Annotated in this window: 24 protein-coding genes; 7 read left to right on the top strand and 17 right to left on the bottom strand. The window is 43.3% G+C overall.

The window, feature by feature from the left end; translation table 11 throughout:
* Positions 1-58: 58 nt before the first annotated feature.
* Positions 59-532, top strand: coding sequence for a tetratricopeptide repeat protein (locus tag QT992_RS15285; protein WP_333377276.1), 474 nt, complete (start codon positions 59-61; stop codon positions 530-532).
* Positions 533-930: 398 nt separating this feature from the next.
* Here the strand turns inward: QT992_RS15285 and QT992_RS15280 are convergent, their stop codons facing one another.
* The gene (locus QT992_RS15280; RefSeq protein ID WP_333377272.1) at positions 931-4,809 is read right to left on the bottom strand and encodes a hypothetical protein; all 3,879 of its coding nucleotides are present in this window, start codon (positions 4,807-4,809) and stop codon (positions 931-933) included.
* 145 nt (positions 4,810-4,954) lie between these two features.
* Between QT992_RS15280 and QT992_RS15275 the strand changes: the two genes are divergently transcribed.
* The 4 genes from QT992_RS15275 to QT992_RS15260 all read left to right on the top strand — a co-directional run bounded on the left by QT992_RS15275 (position 4,955) and on the right by QT992_RS15260 (position 9,576).
* On the top strand, positions 4,955-5,185 hold the full coding sequence (locus QT992_RS15275) for a hypothetical protein (RefSeq protein ID WP_333132173.1): 231 nt from the start codon (positions 4,955-4,957) through the stop codon (positions 5,183-5,185).
* A 286-nt stretch (positions 5,186-5,471) separates the two neighbouring features.
* The gene (locus QT992_RS15270) at positions 5,472-6,224 is read left to right on the top strand and encodes a sigma-70 family RNA polymerase sigma factor (protein ID WP_333377270.1); all 753 of its coding nucleotides are present in this window, start codon (positions 5,472-5,474) and stop codon (positions 6,222-6,224) included.
* A gap of 23 nt (positions 6,225-6,247) precedes the next feature.
* Entirely contained in the window at positions 6,248-7,798 is a 1,551-nt protein-coding gene (locus tag QT992_RS15265; protein WP_333377268.1) for a hypothetical protein, read from the top strand.
* Positions 7,798-9,576 (top strand): DEAD/DEAH box helicase, encoded by a 1,779-nt coding sequence (locus QT992_RS15260; protein WP_333377274.1) that lies wholly within the window; start codon positions 7,798-7,800, stop codon positions 9,574-9,576. The genes QT992_RS15265 and QT992_RS15260 overlap by 1 nt, the downstream gene beginning before the upstream one ends.
* Positions 9,577-9,649: 73 nt before the next feature.
* Here the strand turns inward: QT992_RS15260 and QT992_RS15255 are convergent, their stop codons facing one another.
* The 11 genes from QT992_RS15255 to QT992_RS15205 all read right to left on the bottom strand — a co-directional run bounded on the left by QT992_RS15255 (position 9,650) and on the right by QT992_RS15205 (position 15,818).
* Positions 9,650-10,480 (bottom strand): ThiF family adenylyltransferase, encoded by an 831-nt coding sequence (locus tag QT992_RS15255; protein WP_333377266.1) that lies wholly within the window; start codon positions 10,478-10,480, stop codon positions 9,650-9,652.
* A 22-nt stretch (positions 10,481-10,502) separates the two neighbouring features.
* Positions 10,503-11,234: a hypothetical protein gene (locus QT992_RS15250; protein ID WP_333377264.1), complete on the bottom strand. Its 732-nt coding sequence runs from the start codon at positions 11,232-11,234 to the stop codon at positions 10,503-10,505.
* Positions 11,227-11,874: a hypothetical protein gene (locus QT992_RS15245; protein ID WP_333377261.1), complete on the bottom strand. Its 648-nt coding sequence runs from the start codon at positions 11,872-11,874 to the stop codon at positions 11,227-11,229. Before QT992_RS15245 ends, QT992_RS15250 begins: the two co-directional genes overlap by 8 nt.
* A gap of 32 nt (positions 11,875-11,906) precedes the next feature.
* On the bottom strand, positions 11,907-12,719 hold the full coding sequence (locus QT992_RS15240; protein ID WP_333377259.1) for a hypothetical protein: 813 nt from the start codon (positions 12,717-12,719) through the stop codon (positions 11,907-11,909).
* 1 nt (position 12,720) lies between these two features.
* Complete coding sequence (locus QT992_RS15235) at positions 12,721-12,969, bottom strand: hypothetical protein (protein WP_333291527.1); 249 nt, start codon at positions 12,967-12,969, stop codon at positions 12,721-12,723.
* Between the two features lie 2 nt (positions 12,970-12,971).
* Positions 12,972-13,169 carry a hypothetical protein gene (locus tag QT992_RS15230; RefSeq protein WP_015211755.1) on the bottom strand — a complete coding sequence of 66 codons (198 nt, stop codon included), beginning with the start codon at positions 13,167-13,169 and terminating at the stop codon, positions 12,972-12,974.
* Positions 13,170-13,197: 28 nt separating this feature from the next.
* On the bottom strand, positions 13,198-13,899 hold the full coding sequence (locus tag QT992_RS15225) for a hypothetical protein (protein ID WP_333377256.1): 702 nt from the start codon (positions 13,897-13,899) through the stop codon (positions 13,198-13,200).
* 62 nt (positions 13,900-13,961) lie between these two features.
* Positions 13,962-14,153, bottom strand: coding sequence for a hypothetical protein (locus tag QT992_RS15220; RefSeq protein ID WP_333048808.1), 192 nt, complete (start codon positions 14,151-14,153; stop codon positions 13,962-13,964).
* A gap of 186 nt (positions 14,154-14,339) precedes the next feature.
* Positions 14,340-15,026, bottom strand: a complete 687-nt coding sequence (locus tag QT992_RS15215; protein WP_333377254.1) for a siphovirus Gp157 family protein — start codon at positions 15,024-15,026, stop codon at positions 14,340-14,342.
* Positions 15,027-15,029: 3 nt separating this feature from the next.
* Entirely contained in the window at positions 15,030-15,281 is a 252-nt protein-coding gene (locus QT992_RS15210) for a hypothetical protein (RefSeq protein WP_333377252.1), read from the bottom strand.
* 42 nt (positions 15,282-15,323) lie between these two features.
* On the bottom strand, positions 15,324-15,818 hold the full coding sequence (locus QT992_RS15205) for a hypothetical protein (protein WP_325314659.1): 495 nt from the start codon (positions 15,816-15,818) through the stop codon (positions 15,324-15,326).
* A gap of 196 nt (positions 15,819-16,014) precedes the next feature.
* Here QT992_RS15205 and QT992_RS15200 point away from each other — a divergent pair, with 196 nt between their 5' ends.
* Positions 16,015-17,019, top strand: coding sequence for a hypothetical protein (locus tag QT992_RS15200; RefSeq protein WP_333377249.1), 1,005 nt, complete (start codon positions 16,015-16,017; stop codon positions 17,017-17,019).
* A 31-nt stretch (positions 17,020-17,050) separates the two neighbouring features.
* Here the strand turns inward: QT992_RS15200 and QT992_RS15195 are convergent, their stop codons facing one another.
* On the bottom strand, positions 17,051-17,542 hold the full coding sequence (locus QT992_RS15195) for a hypothetical protein (RefSeq protein ID WP_223300929.1): 492 nt from the start codon (positions 17,540-17,542) through the stop codon (positions 17,051-17,053).
* A 416-nt stretch (positions 17,543-17,958) separates the two neighbouring features.
* The gene (recG, locus tag QT992_RS15190) at positions 17,959-20,070 is read right to left on the bottom strand and encodes an ATP-dependent DNA helicase RecG (protein ID WP_333377247.1); all 2,112 of its coding nucleotides are present in this window, start codon (positions 20,068-20,070) and stop codon (positions 17,959-17,961) included.
* A 548-nt stretch (positions 20,071-20,618) separates the two neighbouring features.
* Between recG and QT992_RS15185 the strand changes: the two genes are divergently transcribed.
* Positions 20,619-21,179, top strand: coding sequence for an NUDIX hydrolase (locus QT992_RS15185; protein ID WP_333377245.1), 561 nt, complete (start codon positions 20,619-20,621; stop codon positions 21,177-21,179).
* 11 nt (positions 21,180-21,190) lie between these two features.
* Here QT992_RS15185 and QT992_RS15180 read toward each other — a convergent pair whose 3' ends face one another.
* Genes QT992_RS15180 through QT992_RS15170 form a run of 3 tightly spaced genes read right to left on the bottom strand, consistent with a single transcriptional unit; the run spans position 21,191 to position 23,670 of the window.
* On the bottom strand, positions 21,191-22,231 hold the full coding sequence (locus QT992_RS15180) for an inosamine-phosphate amidinotransferase 1 (RefSeq protein ID WP_333377243.1): 1,041 nt from the start codon (positions 22,229-22,231) through the stop codon (positions 21,191-21,193).
* Between the two features lie 53 nt (positions 22,232-22,284).
* Positions 22,285-22,824, bottom strand: coding sequence for a nicotinamide-nucleotide adenylyltransferase (locus QT992_RS15175; protein WP_333377240.1), 540 nt, complete (start codon positions 22,822-22,824; stop codon positions 22,285-22,287).
* A 60-nt stretch (positions 22,825-22,884) separates the two neighbouring features.
* Positions 22,885-23,670, bottom strand: a complete 786-nt coding sequence (locus QT992_RS15170; protein WP_333377238.1) for a glucosamine-6-phosphate deaminase — start codon at positions 23,668-23,670, stop codon at positions 22,885-22,887.
* Between the last annotated feature and the right edge of the window lie 34 nt (positions 23,671-23,704).

The following is a 23,704-nucleotide window of genomic DNA, read 5'->3' as shown; positions in this document are numbered from 1 at the left end:
AGAACTCCTGGCCTATATAGTTTTTTTTCTGTAATTTGTCAAGTACAATTTATACCAAATTAGATGCGATTACCCTGATGCACTGGGAAGTCTGGGAACTTCTTACGCTGGATTAGAAGATTATGAGAAAGCAATTGAGTGCCAGAAGAAATATTTAGCCATTATGCAAGAAATAGAAGATTGTCTGGGTGAGGGAGATGCTTTGGGGAATTTAGGAACTACACTAGCCAAGCTTAACCGAAATTCAGAAGCTTTAGAATATTGGCAGGCAGCCTTAGCGATTTATAAAAAAATTGGTTCTCGTTCCAGTGAGGCTTTAATCCTCAAGAACTTAGCCGCTCTCTATCAAATATTGGGTGATACTAAACTGGCGTATGAGTGTTGTGTTCAAGCTCTAGCAATAGCCACCGAGTTAGACATCCCGCTAGCGAATGAGTGCCAGGAGTTGAAAAAGATATTAGAGCTGATTTATAAAGTAAATCATAAATACCCAAATGTCTTACATGAGATGCAGCAAGGAACAGCAAACTAGAGTGATTGAGAAACTGAGTAATGGCTTCTTAGTTGAGGAATCATTGAGTCATAATAAAAAGCGCCTTTTAGGTCAGTACAATTTAAAGTAGTGCTGGATGTGCATAGAATTATTATACCAATAAGAATTATTCGCAATAAGGTTTACCAAATCTGCTCGAAAGTAGCAATAAATAGGAAACAACAGGAATAAATAGGAAATACTAGGAAAAAACAGGTAAAAAATGCACAAAATTACCTACTTTTTTAACCCACTTTTTTCGGCTTCGCATCGGTACAAGCAGTCGGTTGGCCGGAGTGTGTAGGCAAATGTGTGACAAACGGGTGACAAGACTCAATGGAAAATTTTCCATTGGGCCTTGCGCGATCGCCCCCAGTTCCCCAACCCCCTCGACTCAACTAAACCATTTCCAACTCCCTCGGTTTCGATTCAGGCGCAGGCGCGAAAGTAGTTCGGGACTGGGACAAAGCTTTTTCCCGTTCTACAATCATCTCTTGGAAACGAGCCGCTGCTTGCTCTGTCATGGGAATTTGAACGTCCCCGGTGTGAACGTTAGCTTTAAACACGGTGCGCTTGGACTCGTTTCTGACAAAGCAATCCCCGTTAGGCTGTACGTAAGCTGTCCATTGGTTGTCGCCAAACTTAAAGTGCTGAGTGCTATCGGAAGGAAGGTGCGATCGCCGTTGTTTGTAGGTTTCCGACACGACGCTAAAGAGCGTGTCTTGCAGAGAAAGCCGCCAGTTGTCAGCTTTAGCGTTAGTGGTGTCGCCCTTTCCGTTATTAACTGCCGTTTCTGGGTTTGAAGCAGATTCTTGTTGGAATTTTGGCGGTTGGTACGTGCTACTGTTTTGAGCGATTCCGTTTGGGCGGATCGCTGAGCGAATCGCGTTTCCCGCAGGCTTCGCCAAATCAGAAGTCTGAGATACTTCAGGTGAATCGATCGATGGCAATTGAATTTCAGGCAACCGAATCGATTCGCGATCGACTTTCAGCATAATTGACCTGCCGCCTTTGTCGGGGGAAAGCGTCGCCTCAAAAGTGGTTCCAGGGGGAAATTTAGGACTTTCAGGGGAAAATGTGCCCAAGTTTTTCCCGTCCAACTGGATAATGGGAGTGCCTTGAAATCGGTAATATTTCTCGTGAGTGGGAGGTAAGTCTATCGTTCCCACTTGCAGAGTTACTTTCCGATCCTTCCATTTTGACTTGGAGAAATCTTCCTCTGAGTAATCGTTATCGGGATGTTTGACATTGACTACTTCTATTTGATTTACCCGATAATTTGACAAAGCATCGGAGATTTCATCCATGAATAATTTGTACACAAGTGCGCCTCTACCTGCTTTATCTTGAGACTCAATCCACCGACAATCGACGGGAGGGACGATGAGGAGTCTGGTTTCATTACCGGAGTAGTTGGTTACTTTCAAAGAGTCGGTGTCGATATGGTCGTTGGAATTATCTCCATATTTGGCATCTAATTTCGCCACCATGCTTTGAGGTAAGTTTTTGAAGGCGAATTCAACTAGCGGCAATTCGGGATGAGCAGTAGCTTCATATTCAATCCCTTTGCTATCGAGTGCGTCTTTCCATTGGTTAGGAAGGTCAATGGTTCTGCCGTCTTTAGTTTTCACTTTCTGGAAAGGAACTTGCAGGACGTAGGCATCTCGCGGTAAGGCTTCGTGGAGCAATTCGTAGTCTTCTTGGAGGGAAAAGGTAATTTCCAAATCCTCTGCTATCTTTTGGCAAATTGTCCGGTGTTTGCTCAAATTATCGGAAGTGTGGGTAGCTTGGAATAACGCATGAGCAGCCCTGGTTTTTCTTTCAGGAGTATCCCAAATTTCGTCAATCTCGGCTCGATAACTGTCATAAAGTTTGCCCATTTCCTCTTTTCGAGCTTTGATATCGCTGCCAGTGCGATCGTAGATAATACTTTTGTCCTCTTGAAAGCGCTGCACCAGGTCTTTCGCCCATTGCAATTCGTTTTCTTCCCAAGGCAGGTCATTTTCTTTGCTGTGTCGGTACTCGATTCCTCTCTCTACTAAGGCATTTTTGTAGTCATAGGAAACGTGCAATTCCTTCCCTTCTTTTTCATACTCAATGCCTGCTGCATTCAGTTGCTGGCGATTGTCTTTTGACACGATTAAATGAGCCGGAATAGGGGGAAGAATGTGCTGAAATTCATCTCGGTTGCGGTGGATGAGTCGCGTTTGTTCCCAATAAGGGTTAACGGCTTCTTTGGCTAGGACGTAAACAGCATTGGGAAAATCGGCGGGCATGGGAAATTGTTTGTACAGTCGGTCGTCTCCTTTGTACTGGAAAAAGTAAGTGCAGCTTTTGTGTTTCTCGCACCATTCATCTACTTTTTCTAGTAAAGTGTCGGGATTTAAACCTGTTTTCTCTTTCACTTCTTTGGCATCTTTACCCCGCAGCGAGTTTTTCTGGTAGTCAACTTCGTACTGTTCCATGATGCTGAGAGCGGCGATAAATCGCTTTTGCTGCTTGAGAAATAGCTTTTCATCTTCGCCGGGGTTGGGGAGTGCTGCTGCTACTTTACCAATGGCTAAAGCGACGATTCCGACTTCATTTTGAGAGCTGGCAACTCCAATTTGTTCTAGGGTGGTAAATTTGCGCTGACCTGCTTTAACTTTACCTTGTCTGACTTCAGAATCGTCTTCTCGATACCGAACTTTCGTATAGGGAATTTTCTCCGCTTGTACCACTTCCCCGAAGTCAAATAACCCGTCTTGTGCTGGTAAGATTTGTTGGGCAATTTGAGGGATTTTTCGAGATTCGATGCCAAACGGTTCGTCACCGTCAAAGTCTCCTTGATGGAACTTTTCTAAGTCTTTGGGCTTGAACCAAATTACCCCTTTGATTTTCGACATGACAGCACGGGTTTCTTCTGGAATATTTTCCAGGTTTTTTGCGTGTACATTTTGATATATCCTCAGACCATCTTTGTTGAGAATTGGGAATCGACCTTGAACGCATTCTCCTTCTTCTAAATGGTTAGCGCAAACCGTGCCTTTGGGTAAATCTTCGCAGGGTAGAGCCATTGCAGAAGTCATTGATAAAGCTCCCCTGGTTGCCAGATTTCGCCATTTGGATGCCAGCCACCTTTCTGCCATATTGGTGAATTCTGGACTGCCTATCATCAGTCCGAATTTATCGGCTTTGAGCATCTGGATGTCCTGTCTTTCCCGCTTTTTATCCTCGGTACCTTCCTCGCTGTCACCGTTAATTTCGTCGTCACTTGTAGTTGATAATTTTTCCTGCTGTTCTTTAAGTTTTCTTTCGTTCAAACGGGCTAAAAATGCTTCACGCTTGTCATAATCTTCAATCATCGCTTGGCGCAATTTCATGGGGTCGCGTTGCAGTGCTGCCAGTCTTTGGGCTTCGGCTTTAGTTGTTGGTACTAAGTCTTGCCTTTGGACTTCTTCGTCGAACCAAACTCCAGTAGACTGCCAGCTTGTTTGAGTAATGCCAATTTGACTGTTTTTGCGGTTTCCCAGGATGGCTTTAGGTAATTCGTAATCGCCACAAGGAATGAGTTCTTTGAGTTGTTTTTTATTGATGCCTTTGATGCTGGAACGGTCTAAAATAAGTTGAGGTTTGTTCCCTTCAGAGTCGGCTAATGAGTCGAGTAAATTGTCATCGGGACGGAGGGTTCCTTTAGCTAGAAAACTGACTTGGGGTGTGGATTCTGTATTTTCTGTATTCCAACTGCTCAGCCAAGCGAAACGAAATTGACTGGCTCGGTTTTTCTCGCCGCCGATGCTTTTGAGTAATTCGGAACTGATGGCACCGTGACAGTCTCCGGTTCGATATTTAGCATATTGCGGGTCGGTAAAATCAACAATTTTTACTCGCAGGTTGTCGCATTCTGATACGCCGGACATACAAGTGCTGACTAGAAGGGAACCGTAGCGACAGGCGGTGTCTTTTTCGGTTACGAATAAGTCTCCTATCTTTTTGGCTAGGGTTTCGTCACCAAAATAATAGCTGTTTCCAGATTGAAATATCATGCGTCGCTTGATGCCGTCTTCTGGGTCATGGATGCTGGCGCGTAATTGGCTAGGATCTGGATTGGATTTGTCAAGTTTGACAATCATTAATGTCTTCAGTTCCTCTGGTTCAAATATTGCTTGCAAAATCGAGTGCCGCAGGATTTCTGGGTTGTTGAAGAATTTTCCTACATTTCGACCTTTGGCATCAGTGTAAGCGGCATCAAAAACGGGAATCTTGAGTCCTTGTTCGGTAACAACTGTGGCGACCATGAGTTGATTTCTCCCTAGAATCGAGGTGTTATAATAGGAATTGTTGAAACAGTTGGTAAGGCAGGTAAGAAAAGTCTATCTAAGCCTTAACAGGTTGAAACTCGGTCAAGTGTTGACCGTTGGAAGTGTTTTTGAGGTGATTGAAATGGAACTAAAGGTTGATACAATTGTTAATCCGGCTCTGTTTGAAGATGAAGATACTGAGCTGGTGGAATTGGCGATCGCTCCTGAAGATGAGGATAAATACCCATTCGTGCGTCCCAGCAGTGCTCCTGCGGATTTGATGGACAGACCGGGGAGGGTTATTGAAGAATGGGAGAATATGGACTTCGACGAGCGAATTCAGGCTGACCCTACATATATCGATAGGGTCTAGTTTATTTGACGGGCGGCGGTAGCCGTCCTTTTAGGCTAATAAGCATTTTAGCTAAACCTTCAATATTAAATTATTTTGTAAAGGGTAAATCCTACTTTTGTCTGTAAAGCAATAACGACTCAACCAGGCGCGTTTTTTATTCGGTTTTAGCAGGCTGGTCTGTTGCTAGTGCGGTGATGGAAGCAGGCGTGTCACGGCTCAGACATCTAAATAGAGGGAAGTATCTCTCTCTAACTTCGTTCACCACGTTCATCTGTCACAGCCATGACTAATAAGTAGGAAGTCCATGATGCAAGATAGCTGGGAGCCAGATTCAAATGGGCGGTCAGAACACATTACAAACGAGCAACAGAAGGAGTTGCTCGCCTCAGCGAAGAAAGCTGCGGCTGCGGGACATCTTGGAAGAATGCTTGAAGCTCTGCACCGGAGTTTCGTCCTCGATGGTCTTACTAACCGAATCGCCTCAAAATGGCGATCGCTCTCACGCGACGAGGTGGAACTTATCATAGCTGAAGCTGTTGACATCCTCTATGAAGCAATCCGCAAGGGCAAAAAGGTTTCAAACCTGGTTGCCTACTTGTGGAAGACCTCTGACCACAAAGCTTGCGACTATTACCGCACACAGCAGCAAAACCGTAAAACCCTTACTTCTGATGAGTTAGAACAAATCCCAGACCCGTCAACCAAAATTGAAGACGAGCTTGACAGTTGTACTCAAGAGTTGGACTGGGAGGAGAAGCGATCGCAAGTTATTGCTATAGTCCGCTCTCTGCTACCAAGGTTGGGTCAACACAATGTCCAGAATGTGATGAGCTGCATACTTGATGCACTCGCAGCAGATTGCATGGATATATCGAACGCTGAGATTGCTGAAGCACTTGGGCTGACCTTAGATGTAGTCCGACAGTCAAAAAAAAGAGGATTTGACCGATTGGACAGAATTGTTCGTGAGGAGGGATTAGCTGCCCAGGTGCGCGATGTTGACCATTTGAAGCGTGATTATGAAGAACAGAGCGAATACGAGCAAAAGTTGGTTTAGCCCTACAAGAGAGATGACAAAAAATGGTACTAAAAACAGACATTAGCCAAGATGTCCGACAGTTGATAGAGGCGGTCATTGAAGAAGCCAGCCGCATCTCGGCAGACGTAGCCGAAGAAGTAGAAGAGATTTTGCAACAGGGTAAGGACAATCCTCTCCCACCAAACGAGGCATTTCAGCTTTTAACGAAAGTTATCACTGTCTTAAAGCGTAGTGCCAGCCAGAGGGGAGACGAAGCTGCCAGCAAGTCCTTGTCAGGTGACATTAATCAAATCGTTGAACAGATTATTCAGATCCGCGAACAAGTAATGCTAGATACTACTGAGCCAACCACCCAAACTAAGAGACTCGAACTTGTTGCCTCCAACGGTATCGAACCTGCGCCAGTACGCCCGACACCTTGTTTCCAAGCCAGGTCAGTGCCAATGTGTTCAGGTTTTGTCAAGACTACTGACATTAAGCTTTGGAACGAGAACGACCGACTTGATATCCACTTAGGGCAGTTCCGTCAGAAAAACAGTCGTGACCCAAACCCAGAAGAACTCCTGGACATCATGCTGAGTAAGATGGAACTTCCTGGTATTGCCGATGATGAAAAGAGCGATCAATTTGAAATTGTCGAACTTGCAAGGAGTATAGCTATCAATGGGGTTCGCAAGCCGCCTATTTTAGATATAAACGGCACTTTGTTGGACGGAAACCGTAGGGTTGCAGCCTGCTACTACATTCTGAACAGCAACGAGTTCGACTCGGAACAGAAGCGACGGGTAGAGTACATCCAAGTTTGGCAACTCACCGAACACGCCACAGATGATGACCGGAACGCAGTAGTCGTTTCGCTCAACTTTGAATCAGACTGCAAGCTGGACTGGCCTGATTACATCAAGGCGAGGAAAGTGTATGAAGAATGGCAGGCGATGCTAACACTAGAGACGAGAGCGGCTGGTCGCCAACGGCTGGCTGAGATGAAGCGCCAACTTTCCCAAAAGTTTGCTCTTGGTCCTGACACTACTACAGTCAACAGATATTTGAAAATGATAGAGTGGGTCGTTGACTTTGAAGAGTATCACATTAACCAGAAAAAGCGGGACCCTTATGAAGTTAAGCACCGAGCCGATAGGTACTTCCAGTATTTTAATGAACTAACTAGCGGGGAGACAAAGCATGGTGGGATTGCGTTTACGCTTAACCAAGACGATGGATTAAAGCACACTGTCTTCGACTTGTTATTAGATGACAAATTTACGAACGTGCTACAGGTTCGCGCTCTAAAGCAGACGCTCAATAACCCAGAATCTCGTGAATTGTTGGCGCGAGCGCGAAATGAAAGCGATCTAGATCTTGCTCAGGATTATATTCAAGATGCAATCACTACTGCCAATCTTCAGGGTGCTCAAAGGCGGGCAGTGGGTGCTGATTCAAGAATTGAGTCCTTTGTCAAATGGCTTGAAGAATTACCCCCTAGAGCATTTCGTGATCAGATCAAACCGGAAAACCTTGAGGGTTTATTAAAAGCCTTGAAGTTGGTGGAACCGATGGTCAAAGAAATTCTACGGGAGAGAGGCATTGAGTGATGAGAGGACGAACGATAGAAACCATTACAGCGGATGTGCGGATATCAGACCTGTTGGAGCGCCTAGTCATTACCCCACGTCAGGTTACAGACTACCATACGTTAAGCGGTTTACTTAGGAATGCTCTCCCTGGAGTCAAGGTACACCGCTCGGCTGACGGGCTATGGATAGCGGCTGAGGACGTTAGCGCACTTCTAGACGCTGAAGTGGCTGCTGACCTTCGGTGGAGTGCAGAGGCAAAGCTATTTGCGGAAAACAGGTTACGGGTGAGACAAAGGCATCAACAACTTTATAAGGAGGTTAACACAATCCTTACTGGGGGGCAGTCTGTAGCCAAAACCTACCTCACCGAAGTTGATGGGCTGGATGTCCTCGATGACCATCAGTTGGTGAACGTCGCTGCCATGACCCAGCCAGAAGGTTACGGGTTGTGTGTGTTCGACGAGCAGGGGGCTGGCAAGACTGTTACCCTGATTTTTGCCTTCGACGTACTCGTAGCTAGAGATCAGGTGGACTTCGCGCTCATTGTGGCACCAAAGAGCATGGTGGCTGAATGGCCGCGTGACTTTAAGCGGTTCAAGGGAGACCTCTACAAAGTTGAGGTTGTGAGTGGCTCCCGGAAACAAAAGCGCATTGCTATAGGATCAGGGGCTGACGTACTTGTTACAAACTTCGAGACAGCAGCCTCTATGGAGGATGAGTTACGGGCTTTACTCCGTTCCTACCAGGATCGTGCTGTTTTGGTTGTAGACGAGTCCTTCTACATCAAGAATCTGGAGGCTAAGAGGACTCAAGCCCTACGCCGACTCCGTGAATGGTGCGGTCCTGCGTTCGTACTTTGTGGCACCCCTGCCCCCAATGCACCCCAAGACCTCATCCAACAGTTCAACATCGTGGACTTTGGCTTGACATTTGATGGGGTAAACATCCCAGATGACCGTGTACAAGCTCTTTTGGTTGTTCAACAAGCTATCGAACATCGAGGTCTTTTCATTCGTCACCTTAAAACTGATGTGCTTCCAGACCTCCCTGTTAAAAGTTTTCATCGTGTTTTTGTCCCCTTACAACCTGAACAGGAAAGGGTGTACGCAGCCGCTTTAAGAAACCTAATTATTGACCTGCGTTCTACTGACAATGAGACATTCCAGCGACAACTGACTTCTTTTTTGGCGCGCCGTAGCGCGCTCATACAGATATGTTCAAATCCCATATCTGTTGTCGAGGGGTACATAGAGATACCTGCCAAGCTTATAGCGCTTGACAGCATACTTGAGGAGGCGATTACCCAGAAGTGCGAAAAGGTTGTCTTATGGTCTTTCTACACCGCATCCCTTAACGCCATTGTTAAAAGGTACAGTCACTTCAATCCAGTGCGGTACGACGGGACAATTAGTGATGTTGCAGAGCGCAGGGAGGCAGTGCGTAAGTTTCAAGAAGATGACGAAACGATGTTGTTTGTCGCCAACCCTGCTGCGGCAGGGGCAGGGCTAACACTACACAGAGGGCGTTTGGCTATTTATGAGTCTATGTCTAACCAGGCAGCTCACTATTTGCAGAGTTTGGATCGAATTCATAGGAGGGGGCAAACGCGGGATGTAGAGTATCTGATTCTGCTATGCGACAAAACTATTGAGAGCGACGAATACGAACGGCTGACCAGAAAAGAACGTGCAGCACAGGCCCTTTTTAGAGATGAAGTTGAGGAACCGATAACCCGGGAGACGATGCTGAGGGAAGTGATCGCTGCCAGCCAGAGGCTAGGAGAGGGGAAGGATTAAACCATGACTTAAATGAGTCTTGATGGAAGATTTTCTATCGGGACATTGGTTGGGCGAGTGACGGATGTTAGACTCAAGCGTTAGATTTCAACGCCGCACACACCGATTGCTGGGTAATGTAGAGCGATCGCGCCGTCCCACTCTCCAAATCAAAATAGGTCGCAAACCGCTTGAGATTGCCCGCAGCCATCCGGTACAAATAATCCGCCGCCTCAGCCGCCACTCGAACATTCACGCTCTCGCTCTGCACATTCAGCACTGCCATCTCAGCACAAGATAGATTATTTGTCAACTCTTCAGGTTTCGGTTTCAAAAGGTCAGGAGCCAGGAGCACCGGAGATGGCAGCCTAGCACATCCCAACCCCCCAAAATTATAGAAGTCCGGGTCAGTTTCCAAAGAACTGCCCAGCAAAATTTGTCCCGCTGCTGCATGATTTCCGCAATCGAGATACCACACGCGGGGAATTTCAGAACGGCTGTAAAATTGGTTTAACTCCAGAGCCTGATTAATTGCCGCTCTCCCGGCTGCTGTATCCACGCACCCCACCAGGATGGTCAGTTTGTCGTAGGCGTAGCGGATTAGCTTGGGGTCAAATACCTGCACGAAAGCCGTCGTGTCAACTCCCCAAGCGATAGAGTATCTCAACGCTAGAGCCTGCGCCTTGGGCAGTCCGATTTCCTTATCGCAGAAAGCTTGCCTGCTGATGTTGGCTTCTTCAACTCGATCGGGATCTGCGATCGCAAATTGCACCTTTTTCCCCGACTTACCCAAACTCCGTGCCAGTCGCGCAATGTGATACGACAGCCAGGAACCAGTTCCTCCCGCCCCAATAAGCCAAAAATCTATCGAATCAGCTTGTCTGACAATCAGAGGCGAAGCTTCCAAATAATCATAATTAAACATGGGGTAAATCTCCAAATCTTGTTTACAATTCGATTGGGTCATCTAACAAAGATGGCGCAACAGAACTAGAGTAGAATTTAGAAATCAAATCGTCTTTTTTCCCGCCAACGGTGACATCTGCAATGAAACTCGGCAATTCAAATATCCAGTCAGCCGGAACGTGCCAGAATTGCCGATAAACTCCCACGCGGCAAATAATTTCAGCGCTCGATTCAGTCACTCTCCCTAAAACTACGAAAATGCGGAAGCCACCTTCATCTGCATCATCTGCACCTGAGAAGAAAGCTGCCATCCGATTGTGCGAATGTACCTCTACAGTGGCGTTAATGTACGAAGAATCTAAACCGTATTCAATTGCTCTACATTTAGCAGAACTTTGCGTTTGCTCTGGAATTACGAGCCGCCATTGTCCTTGTTCCTGATGAATATGGAAAGTGATTTCTAACGGTGGTTCTGCAAGCGCGGCGATACAACTTTCTTTCCACATTTGGATGAGTATCTGCTGAGGGATTCGTCCGGGAGTTAATCGGACTAAAGGCTCAATCGGTTCTAACCCTCTGATTGACGCGGTAAAAATCTCCACCGGAATTATCACTTCTAACCCCAGTCTAACCGCTCTAACAAAGATGCCATTACTGCCAATCAAATACTCGAACATACTGCTAGAGTGAAACGGCAGATTGTCTCCGAGTTTGACAATCTTATACTCGACAAATTCTAAGTTGTAGTGATTCAGTTTAGGTAGTTTAATCATCAGTTATTGCTGAAACTAATTTGGCAATCGTTTGGTTCGTGCTGACTAAATCTTTAACTGGGTAAGATGAACGTTTACCTGCTTTTTCGAGCTGCAAGCGCACGTCACTGGGTTGCGCCCTAGATTTGCCGTCACTCAAATGTCCGTTGAAGGGACTAGAGATGAACAATTCCCAAGCTTTTTTAATAGTATTGGGCGAAGCTACAGGCGGTTTATTATCTCCCCAGCAGATGCGTCCACAGGGTTGATAGGAATGCAAATAGACGTTGGGCAGCGGAACGTGAAAAGCATCTGCTTCCGGGTCAAATTTAGAGCCTTTAATTGCCCAAACCCAGTAATCAGATTTCAACCCCAAGAACACCAATGCTGGTAAAGAAACCAAGTGCTTTGATTCCAACAAATTTATTTCGTGTTTCTGAGGTAGCACGAATTTGATTGTCCATTCCCCGGCGCTGCCAGTTCCCCAACGTACTATCCCCGATTCAGGGTTTATCCAACCCGAATCAATGGGTGTATTGGCAAAAGCGGCTCGCAGAGTTGCTGGAGACAGGCATTTGTACTTGGAACTGTCCCCCGATTGATAGTGAAAAATGTAAGTACCGCCCTCAATAAAGAGAAGTTCGGCTTGAATAGTGGACAATTTTCGGGGGGCTACCTCCAGTACCTCTCGAATTATTTCAGATGCAATGTCAGATTCCATAATGCTAAGAGGTGTGAAAAATTGGTGTTAGGCTCAGATTCAATCCAGTCAATCAATTCGCAGGCTTTATCTAGTAGCTGACTAGCTTTTTTCCATTCACTTGCTAGGAATTTAATGTCTTCAATTGTCCAGGGTCTTGATTCAAAATTATGATTCCAGTAACTTTCACAGCAAACACTTTGGTCTAGCCAAATATTTCCTGTTTCTAAGTCAAGAAGTGCTAAGGCTGTAGGCAAATCGCTGATAGGAGGTGCAACGCGACGGGCTAATCTCTTGAGAAGTTTGAAGTTAGTTTTTTCGGGATGTGCAATGTCTTTCAAGCTGTATCCAAACGTACATTCGTACCACGCTTTTCCTTCATCGCCTGCTACCGATTCCAACCACCACCGACCTGACTGCGAAAGCGGCAGTAATATCTGCCATCCGCTTCGCAATGCGTCAATTCCTTCTTCATGGTCTTGCCAATCTATTCCTTTAGGCGAGATAGGAATTTGATAGAGGCGCTCTTCATAAGCGCCCTCTAAAATTATGTCGTCAATCGGAAATAAATGTTCGTTAACTAGCGAAATAAACTCCAATTCCTTCGGACTGTGATTTTCATCTTCCGAGTAGAGTTCCGATTGGCTTTTTTCCCATTCCAAAGGAAACAATTGTTGATAAAGACTAAGTAGCTGATAGGTGTTCAGTTTAGCTAACAAATAATCGGTTGCTGATTTAAAGTCGATGATTGGTTGGCACTGCTGTAATATTTGCAGAGCGGATTTAGCATTCCAAATTGCAGCCATATTAAAACCCCATTGGAATTGCACTAGCTACAGAGCGACTATTTAACAGTCGTTCCTTGGTTTGCTCAACTGCTCTCACGTCGTCTGTCCCTTTTGAAATAGCTAACTCAATAGCTTTTACCATTTCTTTCATAGTCGCGCTATCGAGTTCGCCAGAAAGCTCTAACCGTTGTAGTTTCCGGCACATAGATAGTGCTGGATTGACTTCCTCTGGTGCATTGATGAGGAATTCTAAAGGAGTCATTTTCATGGTTATTTTACTCCTTTAGAGCCGTTGCGTTTAGCTACTGTAATCAATTCTCCAGGTTTTCTAATGATGTCGGCGTTAGCGCAATCTGGGTAATAAGTTGTGAGCAATTTGCGGAGCTCGTTATCATCATTTGCTATTTCCTCATCAACAGGATGTTGTTGTCCCTCGAAGGAAATTAGCACTTTCTTTTTTGAAGTCATTTTTTTATCCCAAAAGTAGGTATGTTGTTCAAATCCCAAATAAGGTCAGTTGCGTTCCAGTAGTTTTAGACTCTGTAGAAGTTGCGGACGCGGTGGTGCTATTTGCTTCGCCTCTGGGTTTATTTGGGCTAGTGGTTCTTTTCTTTGGGTTGTGAGCATTAGCAATCTGTCGCCGCACTTGGCGATTAGGAAAATCTGCTACAAGTTCCTTCAGCAGTTCTTTTAGAGGGGGCGGTAATTCTCCCAAGGATGACTCCCTTATCGTTTGGCTAACAGGAAAATCGCCGTGACTGCTTGCTGAAATGATTACAATCCGTCCCTCTGAATGACCATCATCTGGTTTAAATGTCAAGTGCAGTTCGACGGTACATTTATCGAAGATATAAGGTTCTTCTTGCTGTTCGGATTGTAAATTGCTAGATTCTTCGGTTTCAGACAGAGTATTTTCTTCATCTTCCTCTGCCCATTTTTCATCATCTATGAAGTCTAAATCGTTCGCAGAGGTTGATGATTCAGTAGCGACTGGTTTTTTAACTTTAGCTGGCGAGAGTAGAGCTAGATAAGGTTTTTGAGCTTGCCAGCGAGTTCGGTCAAATAGCAGCCCAACTTTTTGAAATCTCTCCTCTATGGTTTCTTCATCTTCAGATTGAATTGTATACTCAATTAACTCTTCGCTCGTTACCGATAAACTGGCAGCAACGACTACATTTTTTGGTGTTAACCATTTCATTTGAGCGGTGTTATTTAATAGCTTATCATAGTGTATCTGGGCGATAGCCCCCCTAACTGGTGTTAATTAAAATCATTTTTGTTCAAACCTCCACTTAGTAGTAAAAGGGGTTCATCGGCGTAGGCTTCTATTTCCAAGTAATCGGTCATTGCTTCAGCGACAGCGGCTCGCATAGAACCAAGGATTACGAATAATCGCCCATCTTTTATGGGAAAAGATATATCAAGGTGATTGTCTCCTTCCTGAATCAACATGATAAGTTTACCTCGATAAACTCGGTAAGTAATTCTATCAAATGTTGAAATGTCAAACGAGTGGTTATTGTGTCTTTTCATGGAAATAGTTATACTAGATTAATTCAAAAAAAGGTTAGCAGATAGCATATAATAGCTATCTGCGGTTAGTGAAATCTCCCCAATCTTTTGTCTGAAAACCTTCTGCTAGCCGACTCTTGCTTTCACCTTCTTATTAGAAGTATCAGTGTTTTTAGGAAGCGCTTTTTCTTTACGCCCAGTCTTCTGTGTGGTAGAATGAGTTTCCTGAGAGTTTAATGCACGATTAGAAATTACTTCAGTGGCAGCGGTCAGATTTGATGGCACGATTCCGTATTCCACTCTGAGTTTACGCTCAATTCGAGTACCATCAACGGGAATGCCTTGTTTCCAATCTGCTAGTATTTTGCGTTTGTTGGGTGTAACAACTAACTTTTCTGTCCGGTACTCTGTTGGCAAATCGCAAGGATTGATTAACACTTCGCAACTTGGCGGATTTTCCTTGAGTCGAATGTGACGCGAACGCCCCACAATCTCTGTAGAAATTACTCCCTTTAAGTGAAATTCTAGCAGAGTTTTATCCAGACTATTGCGCCACCGTTCCAATCGTTCAATTGCCTGGTTATGCAGTTCTACTAAGTGCTTTAAACGTGCTTTAACTGCACATATTTCAGCATCTAGTTGGTCTGCTAGTTCGGCTTGCGTGTCAGCAGCAATTTCGTGGTCTGTCTGAATTTCCCAAATTTCTTTGAGGATAGCCTCTTCTTCTTCGGGAGTTTCAGCAGTTTCCAATTGATTCCAGAGTTCGACTGCTTGTATCGAATATCTGGCTAACGAATCTTTGGCTAAATACATTAGTTACCACCTTCCGCAACAATGAAAATACTCATCAAAAGTTTCAATGCTAGCGAGTATGGCTAGCGTTCCTGGGGTGAGTTCGTCTTCCAAACTAGGAGAGTCAATGCTTTCATCGCCTACTTCCAAAATTTCCGTCTCTGGGATAAGTTCTAGGGAGTCGGATTTGAAATCCACTCTTCCCAGCAAAGAAGTATTAGTGTAGGAAATGAGTGTATTTGTTGTGTCGTCAGCTTCACATTGTTGTAGGGACACGGTTGTGTAAAACCTCGTCTAGAATTTCAAATTCAACAATGCTTAATAGTGCTTTCCATTTCGCGTAGAAGCCCTTAAGCTTTCAACTTTTTTCAAAGCAGGAACCCGCTGCTTGCGAGAAGGAAGTTTTTCTTCAGATACATCTGATAATTCTTCTGAAAAGTTATCTTCGTCGCCTTCAAGATCGTCGTTAGTGAAATCAGCATCGTTATCCTCATCCGCGTCATCCACTTCGCTTTCATCTGTCTGAACTTCTGGTTCTGGCGATGCAGCAGCAGGTGAGGCAGTTGAGGTAGCGATGATGTCATAGCCGAGTTCTAGGATTAGCGATCGCACGACGCTTTCCATCTGCTGTTCCGATAACCCAGGAGTCGTTCTTTTGAGTTCCTGCCGTTTCATCAACATCCACACTTCCAGAGTTTCTTCGGACGTTGCAGCCTTCAATGCCAATTTGATTTTTCTTGTCAGTTTGTCCCGCGTCGATTTGAGACGGTCTGTGGCAACTTTTTGTGTATTATTGGGCAGATTTGTAGGCATGAGTAGTAGCGGACCAAATTATTATTTCCACCCCAATATCTGGGCGTTAGCCCATGTATAAGTCGATGACATCGGAAATTAGGTATAGGTGTGTATAATTCCTTGGCATGATGGGAGACGACGCGCATATTTAGTAGCTTAAAGGCTGAAAACACACATAGTCTGAGCTTATACATCGCCTACAGAAAGCATAACCATGAGCCAAATAAGAGGCTTTTACCCAGTTATTCTTATCCCCGATTTCATTCGTCAGTTCTGCGCGGATAACCCGATACCTATTTTGGAAGAAAGTGCTTCTTCTACAAAAAAAATGCCTTTTCCGCCGCGACCGCCAGTTTCCAATAATTCTCGTTATTCTCTGGTAATTCAACTTTGGATAGCCAGTGTTGTGGTGGTAATGTTGGTTAACTGGCTGTTTGGGATGAGTCTTATGGCTTTCTGGTCATCGCTGGTATGTGCGTCAGTTAGTGCAGTAGCGGCTTTCTCTTATCTGCGGTTTGTTGATTTTCAAGTGCGCGATCGCTACAAGCAACGACTGGCTGACTACCAACAACAATTATCCAAATACGAAAGTTATCAATTGTGTCGCTTGCAGCTAAATCACAAGGAAACTGAGCAATATAATTCTCTGTTGCAGGAACGATCTAAGCTGTTTAATATTTCTTTTAAAGAAATTATTCAGCAGCCAGCAAGTCAGAGTAAGGGAGGAGTACAGCAAGGGGTAAGTGAAAAGCAATTTTTTATTTACTTATGTCGTTATTTCTCTGGTTTTTATGACTTCTGTATGGGTGGTGAGTTTCCTATACCCGGTACATCTTTTCGTTACACTGCTGACTTTATACTGGTTCATCAACCGACAGGTTTAGCTATAGATATCGAGATTGATGAACCTTATGAGGGGCGAACTGGAAAGCCTCATCATTGTGTGGATAGGAATAAAGATAATCAGCGCAATCAGTTTTTCTTAGAAAGAAATTGGGTGGTGATTCGGTTTTCTGAGTTGCAAGTTGTCAAATATCCTGATAGTTGTTGTAAGGCGATCGCTAGAGTTGTTTCTGAAATTACAGGTGATTATAGAGGATTAGTTCAGTTACAAAATGTTAAAGAGTTACTGCCCCAAAAACAATGGAAAGTTAAGGAAGCTGTTTATATGGCTAAGGCTAAATTTCGTAACTCTTACATAAGAAATAATTTTTGTTAATTAAGGAATTATACTAAAATTTTCAATAAATTTATAGGCTTGCTAAATGCGGGTTGTTTTCACGAATTTTTTGTAACTTAGCTCCCTCAAGTTTAATAGCTGCGGTTCGATCCAACCAAGAGTAAAGATTAGCTGCCAAAGAAGCATTAAGGCTAAACGGTTTAGAATTAAAGCCCGCTCTCATACCTCGACGAATTTCAGGTAGGGTCAGTCCTTGTTCGAGCAGAAAAGGAAGAATATCAATTAATTCTTGAAAAGCGTTCTGTGGCTGAAAGCTGTTATCTGGATCAGCTTTAAGGGTGAATCTGCGACGACGCTTAAAAGGATGTTGCCAAGCCCAACGATAGTGATCCAGATATGCTTCATCAGTATCAATAGTAGCATCGGTACGATCTATAGTATTAGCATTTTTCCAGTAAGTTTTTTCCTTTATAATAAATACCAAATCACAATAAAGGTTATTAAAATTTGGAAAAGTATCGCCACTGACCCAAAAATTGATATTATTTACTATGGAAGACATTTGTGTAATGTGACAATAGGAATGCAGGAATTTACAATTCCAAATGTATGGATCTTGATTGCCAACAATAGTATCGTGATAAACTACGATGCTATCGAATACTGATTTAGTACGAGATGGATGGTAGATAAGATAACCGTTCAAAATACGACCTCAATAGTAATTATAAAATACAATTATATAATTAAAAGTATATCCTATGAAATAAAAAATCTGTTAATAGATTGTTTGAGGTTAAGTAAAAAAATATTCTCATAAAAAGCTAAGAGGATATTTCAAAAGCTAAAGAAAGCTATATTTAACTGCTGATGAGAGGAGGGAAGCAAAACCCTGCGATGTGAGCCAATATATTGACATACTCGATCGGGCTGGCACTCTGTTCACCATAATTTTTTAATATCCTCTAAGCAAACCTATTAATTAAGAGTGCAATCCCAACTTGTCAGCCCTCGTCTTTTGAGTTCTGCAACCATCAAAGGATGTCCCTCTAAATTCGGGTTACTTTTGACGATCGCTACTGCCATATAACGAGCTAAATTCAGCAAATCCTCATCATCCAGTATATTTGCCAGAGCAAATTCTGAAATTCCCGACTGCCGATAGCCCATCACAACACCTGGCCCACGCAGCCGCAAATCCATCTCTGAAATAAAGAACCCATCGGTGGATTTTTCCAACACTTCAAGACGTGCCTTAGCTTCTGCTGTTTTACTGGTATTGAGCAGCAGACAATAGGAACGGTGCGAACCCCGACCAACCCGACCCCTTAACTGGTGCAGTTGAGCCAAGCCAAAGCGATCGGCATGGTCGATTAAAATAACTGTAGCATTTGGAACATCCACGCCCACTTCAACCACAGTGGTGGAAACGAGTATCTGGGTTTTGTTGTCGCGGAATGATTTGAGCGCTTCATCTTTCTCGGCTGATGTCATCCGACCGTGCAGCAATCCTACGCTAAATTCGGGGAAGATTTCTGCTGAGAGTCGATCGTATTCTGCTACCGCTGCTCTCAAATCTAGCTTTTCCGATTCTTCCACCAAGGGAAGGATGATGTACGCCTGACGACCTCGAAGTACCTCGCGGCGGATTAAATCGTATGCTGAAGCGCTTTTATTAAGCACTTTCGTGTGAATCTTCTGACGACCGGGCGGTAACTCGTCAATCTGACTGACATCCAAATCCCCGTGCAACGTCAGTGCTAAGGTACGTGGAATAGGAGTCGCCGTCATCGTCAGTACGTGAGGTCTATTTCCCTTGTTCAGTAAATCTTGTCGCTGCTGCACGCCGAATCTGTGCTGTTCATCGATGACTACCAGACCGAGTTTGTTGAAGTTGACCTTCTCTTGCAGAAGCGCGTGAGTTCCTACCAATAGTGAAAGTTCACCCGTCTCTAATTGGGCGTGGATTTCTCTGCGCTTGGCGGTTTTGGTAGAACCCGTCAGCAATTGAACAGAAACGCCAAGGCGTTCAAACCACGTCGCAATCTTCCTGTGATGCTGTTGGGCTAGCACTTCTGTAGGTGCCATAAGTGCCGCTTGGTAGCCAGACTGGATGGCAGCGAGGATAGCAACGACAGCAACAACTGTTTTACCAGAACCGACATCCCCCTGTACCAGTCGGTTCATCGGCGTTTTGGAAGTCATGTCGTTGAGAATGTCGTTAATGACCCTACGTTGAGCTGAGGTAAGCGAGAAGGGAAGTTGAGAGTAAAACAGTTGGATTAGAGGGCCAGCAGGAGTTATTTTTGTAAGAGCCGATCGCGCTAAAAGTTGATGGCGGCGCACGAGAAACGATAGCTGAAGATAGAAGAATTCATCAAATACCAGGCGACGGCGGGCAGTTTCTAGTTTTGGTTCGTCTGGGGGTTGGTGGATATTTGCGATCGCTACCTGTAATTCCATCAAACCACATTTTCGTCGGAGATGCTGCGGTAGGGGGTCAATTAGTAGCTCAGTCATTTCCAAAGCTGAGGATACTGCATCTTGAACTATTTCGTTGCTAACTCCTTTTGTTAATGGATAAATCGGGAGGATTGAGTTTTTCGTATCCCTTACTTGGTCTAGGTCAATTAGTTGAATTTGAGGGGAAGTTAATATCATCCCATAATAGCGATCTGTCTTAACTACCCCCGATACAGTAACAATGCACCCATTAGCGTACATCAAAATTTGCTCGTTTCTCCACTGTTGAGATTGATAATAGAGATGATTGAAGAAACGCTTACAGGCTATGTTACCTGTTTTATCCTTGACGATAAGCGTTTGGATTGTTAGCCGAGGATTTTTAGGCGGACTGATAATCTCGTGTTTCTTTATCTTGCCCACAATTGTGACAGAATCCCCTATTTGTAAGCCAGATATTTTAACTCTTCGATACTTGATGTAGTCGCGGGGAAAGTAAAGCAGTAGGTCGAGGATGCTGGTAATGCCAACTTTTTCAAGCAGTCGGCAATTGTTTCTGCTTAACCCTGGCAGAGCATGAATTGGTAAATGCAGGTTCATGGGATTTAATAAGTTGAAAGTGCTCATGCGGCTGCGTTAGCAGCTAGAGAGTAAAAAGCAATAGTTCTCTTATTTCAAAAATTAAAAAAGCGCTTATTGAAGCAAAAAATCCCTTCAATAACTCAATGAAGCAGAGATAATTTATCGCAAATTAGTTCTCATTTTCAGGAAGCAATAGTTAGACTGCTACGGATATTTGCAGACAGGTGGTAGCGTTTCCACTGTCTGATACTTTTGATAATGGAGGCATAGTCGCGGCTTGGATAAGCAGGTTTGGAAGATGCACTTTTCCAAATGGTCTCCCGTTCGTTTTCGTCTATAGGTGGGTTACAACGGCTGCTATACTGCTTAAACAAGTCGTAAGGATTGGCAAGACAATACATTGGGGAAATTATGTCCAAGACCTCAGCGGTAATCTAGTCTCCCCATCCGTTGCAGTTGCTGGCATTGCCCTCAGATGTTACCGACGTGAAGGTTTTCAACAGCCCCCCGCAGGTGTTAAATACCCAGTTCGCGGCGTTATTGAAATATTAAATGATCTATAATTAGAAAAAAGTTACACCATACTCAGTAATATGGACGAAACAGTTCTTCATCAGCTAATAAGTCGTAAATTACACCACCAAGGCCGTAAATTCAGCTACTACATTGAACAAATTAAACTCCCTAATGGTATTGAACAAGAATATGGTTATATTCGTCATCCAGGTGCTGTTCTAATTATACCTGTCACCCAAGATAACCAGCTTATACTAGTACGCCAATATCGATTTGCACTTCAATGTTATTTATTGGAGTTTCCAGGTGGCTTAGTAGAGGCTTCAGAAACTCCAATAAATGCTGCAAAAAGAGAATTCCAAGAAGAGACAGGCTATTATGCTCATACTTGGATTAAATTAGGGGAAAGCTTTACCTGTCCCGGTTACTCAAATGAACTTATGTACATTTATCTTGCTCAAAACTTAGAAATCTCGAAGACACATCTTCCACAAGATCCTGATGAAGATACTGAAACTGTAGCCATGAGTTGGGATGAACTAAGATCATTAATTAGTGGTAGTAAAGCTACCACTAACTTAGATGCAACATCAATTGCTGGTCTCTACATGGCTTACCAGTATTTAGAGAGTCTATAATTTCTTAAGGTTTAATCAGAGTAGCTTTCTAGCTTACCTCGTCTTCTGACATCCAGTGTTACACAGTGAAATCCTCCACCTAATGTTCTAGCATGTCGCAGTTGGAGAGGGATTACATCTATTTTCCATTTCTCTAAAAGTTTGATAAGTGGTACTTGATTTTTATCAACGATTGCCAAATTAGGATTAACCATCAGCAGGTTCATGCCAACCCAAGCTGAACCATACGCCACACCAGTAAACCCTATATCAACCATTTCGGGGGCAAACAATAAATCCCACTTTTTAAAAATACTAGGCAAATTGTCTGAATTGACTCTCTCTGGGTTGAGAAGAACTAAACCAGCACGTAATAATACAATTGTTGTGTCAATGTGAGTTTGGGCATACAAATTATGGCAAAGGTGTACTTTGTAACTATCACCTAAGAAATTTTGCAACCATTGCCCACCGAGTTCATTGCCTGTGTCTGAAACCAAGTAGATTAAATCACGACCAACTTTCAAAATATTTGCTGCATCAAATACAGGCTCATAATTACATAAAGCTGATTTACTAGGATCAGTAGTATTATACATCTCATCAGTCAATCTTGGTTTTGGTGCGGAAACCCACCGAGTTCCGCTTTTCATGTACTCGATAAGGATTTCCTTATATGCGAAGGGTTCTAGAAATCTTGATCTCAGAGACATGGGAGTTTCAAGAATTGTATTACCTACCGCCAAAAATATGTCTCTTGGGCAATAATTATACATACTATCAGAGTGCCAATCTAAAGTACTAAACTGCTTTGAGTGATCGGTCACATGAGGTCTTCTAACAACTACACCCAAGCTTTCAAGGGATGAAACAAGATTGCTTAAGTCCTCCTCTGTCTCTTCAATAATTTTTGGATTATGATGTCCAGAAGGAATTAAATTTATATCTCCATATTCTGAATACCTAATTGCATGTAATCCTTTATCTCCTATAGGAACTTGCGCTCCTACTGCAGTACCCACAATAATCTCTTCTAGAGTATCCCATTCATTATGCACTTCTACAAGGCTCATTTTACACCTCTATTGATTGCTACAAAAAGTTTATAAATTTAGCCTGTTTAAATTTAGCCGCCCAGTCGATGGTTTTCTCCAAGTAACATCTGTTTCACCCTATGAATTCCATCTATATTTCTAATTACTGAGGCAACAGATTCTGGCACTAGCTCACTCCAGTTCTCTCTCGAAGAAATTGCACCTCTGACTTCTGTTGCCGATAATAAATTACCTGAATGTAAATTTTTAACTACTTCATAACCCCAGTATTGAAAGAGACTTTGAGTTAAAGGGCTTCGGGCATAGATGATGTTAAAAGGAGGCGAAATAGAGCGAATTATTGGAACCCATGTAGTTGGTGTGGCATCTATTGGAATCGGAATAATATCTGCTCGGCTCATTAATCTTTCTGACTCTAAAAAGGATTTTATCATTTGATATCTTTCTCCCCCCGTGAAAGGATCAGTAACTACATGGCTTATGTGAGCTTGAGAGATGGCAATTACCAAGCGTTCATAATACTGGCTAATATGAATAACTGCGGCTGCATGACCATTGTGAAACGGTTGAAATCGTCCAACAAAAAGACATACCTGCTGTTGTGAATTCATCAAATTACTCCTTTTTATTTAATGTTTAAGAAAATACATTTCAGGAATGTTTTCGACACTCTAAAACCAAGCTTCTTTGTCAACAATAAATGTTGTAGACGACGATATACGAAGTATAGAGGCTGGTAAACTTTTAGTAACCGGCCCTAATATGCAACCTCTTACAGCGGATTTCTTATTTTTACCGGATGCCAACAAAAATATCTTTCTTGCTTTTGATAAGGTATTGAGTCCTAATGTTACAGCTTGTGTAGGAACTTCAGTAATGGAATTAAAAAACCTACTGTTTTCAAGAATAGTACTTTTTTCCAAAGTCACTATTCTCGCTTTTGAGTCAAAGCTTGAACCTGGCTCATTAAAACCAAGATGTCCATTAGAACCAATTCCATGAACAATTATATCAATTCCTCCTTCTGCAATAATTTTCTCTTCAAACTCATCAAGAAACTCTGTATAGCTTTCTACGAGTTTTGTACTTTTGGCTGTAAATACATTTAACAAGTAGTGAGTGCCGATATTTAAGGGATAAACTATTTTATCAAGTAAGTAATAAGCCATACTTTTAGGGTTTTGTACAGACATTTCCCAATAATCATCCATTTGGAAAAGTACAACTCTTCTCCAGTCAAGAGAATCTTTATACTTCCTGACAAGCAACGAATATAGCATCTCTGGCGTTCCCCCTGCTGATAGAACCACTACAGCTTTCGGCTTTATAGTCAATAAATTCCTGAGTTCGCATACCAGCAGTTCTGCTGCTACTTGACTCATTTTTAAGTAGTTTTCTTCAACACGAAGATTTAATTTAATTGAAAGGCAGTCTGGTGAGAAAAGATCAAAAGGCATAATCGAAACCGAATTATAAACGCATTCCCTAATG

The organism is Microcoleus sp. T3_D1 (assembly GCF_036700405.1).
Lineage (GTDB): Bacteria > Cyanobacteriota > Cyanobacteriia > Cyanobacteriales > Microcoleaceae > Microcoleus.
This window is presented reverse-complemented; position numbering and strand designations above follow the sequence as displayed.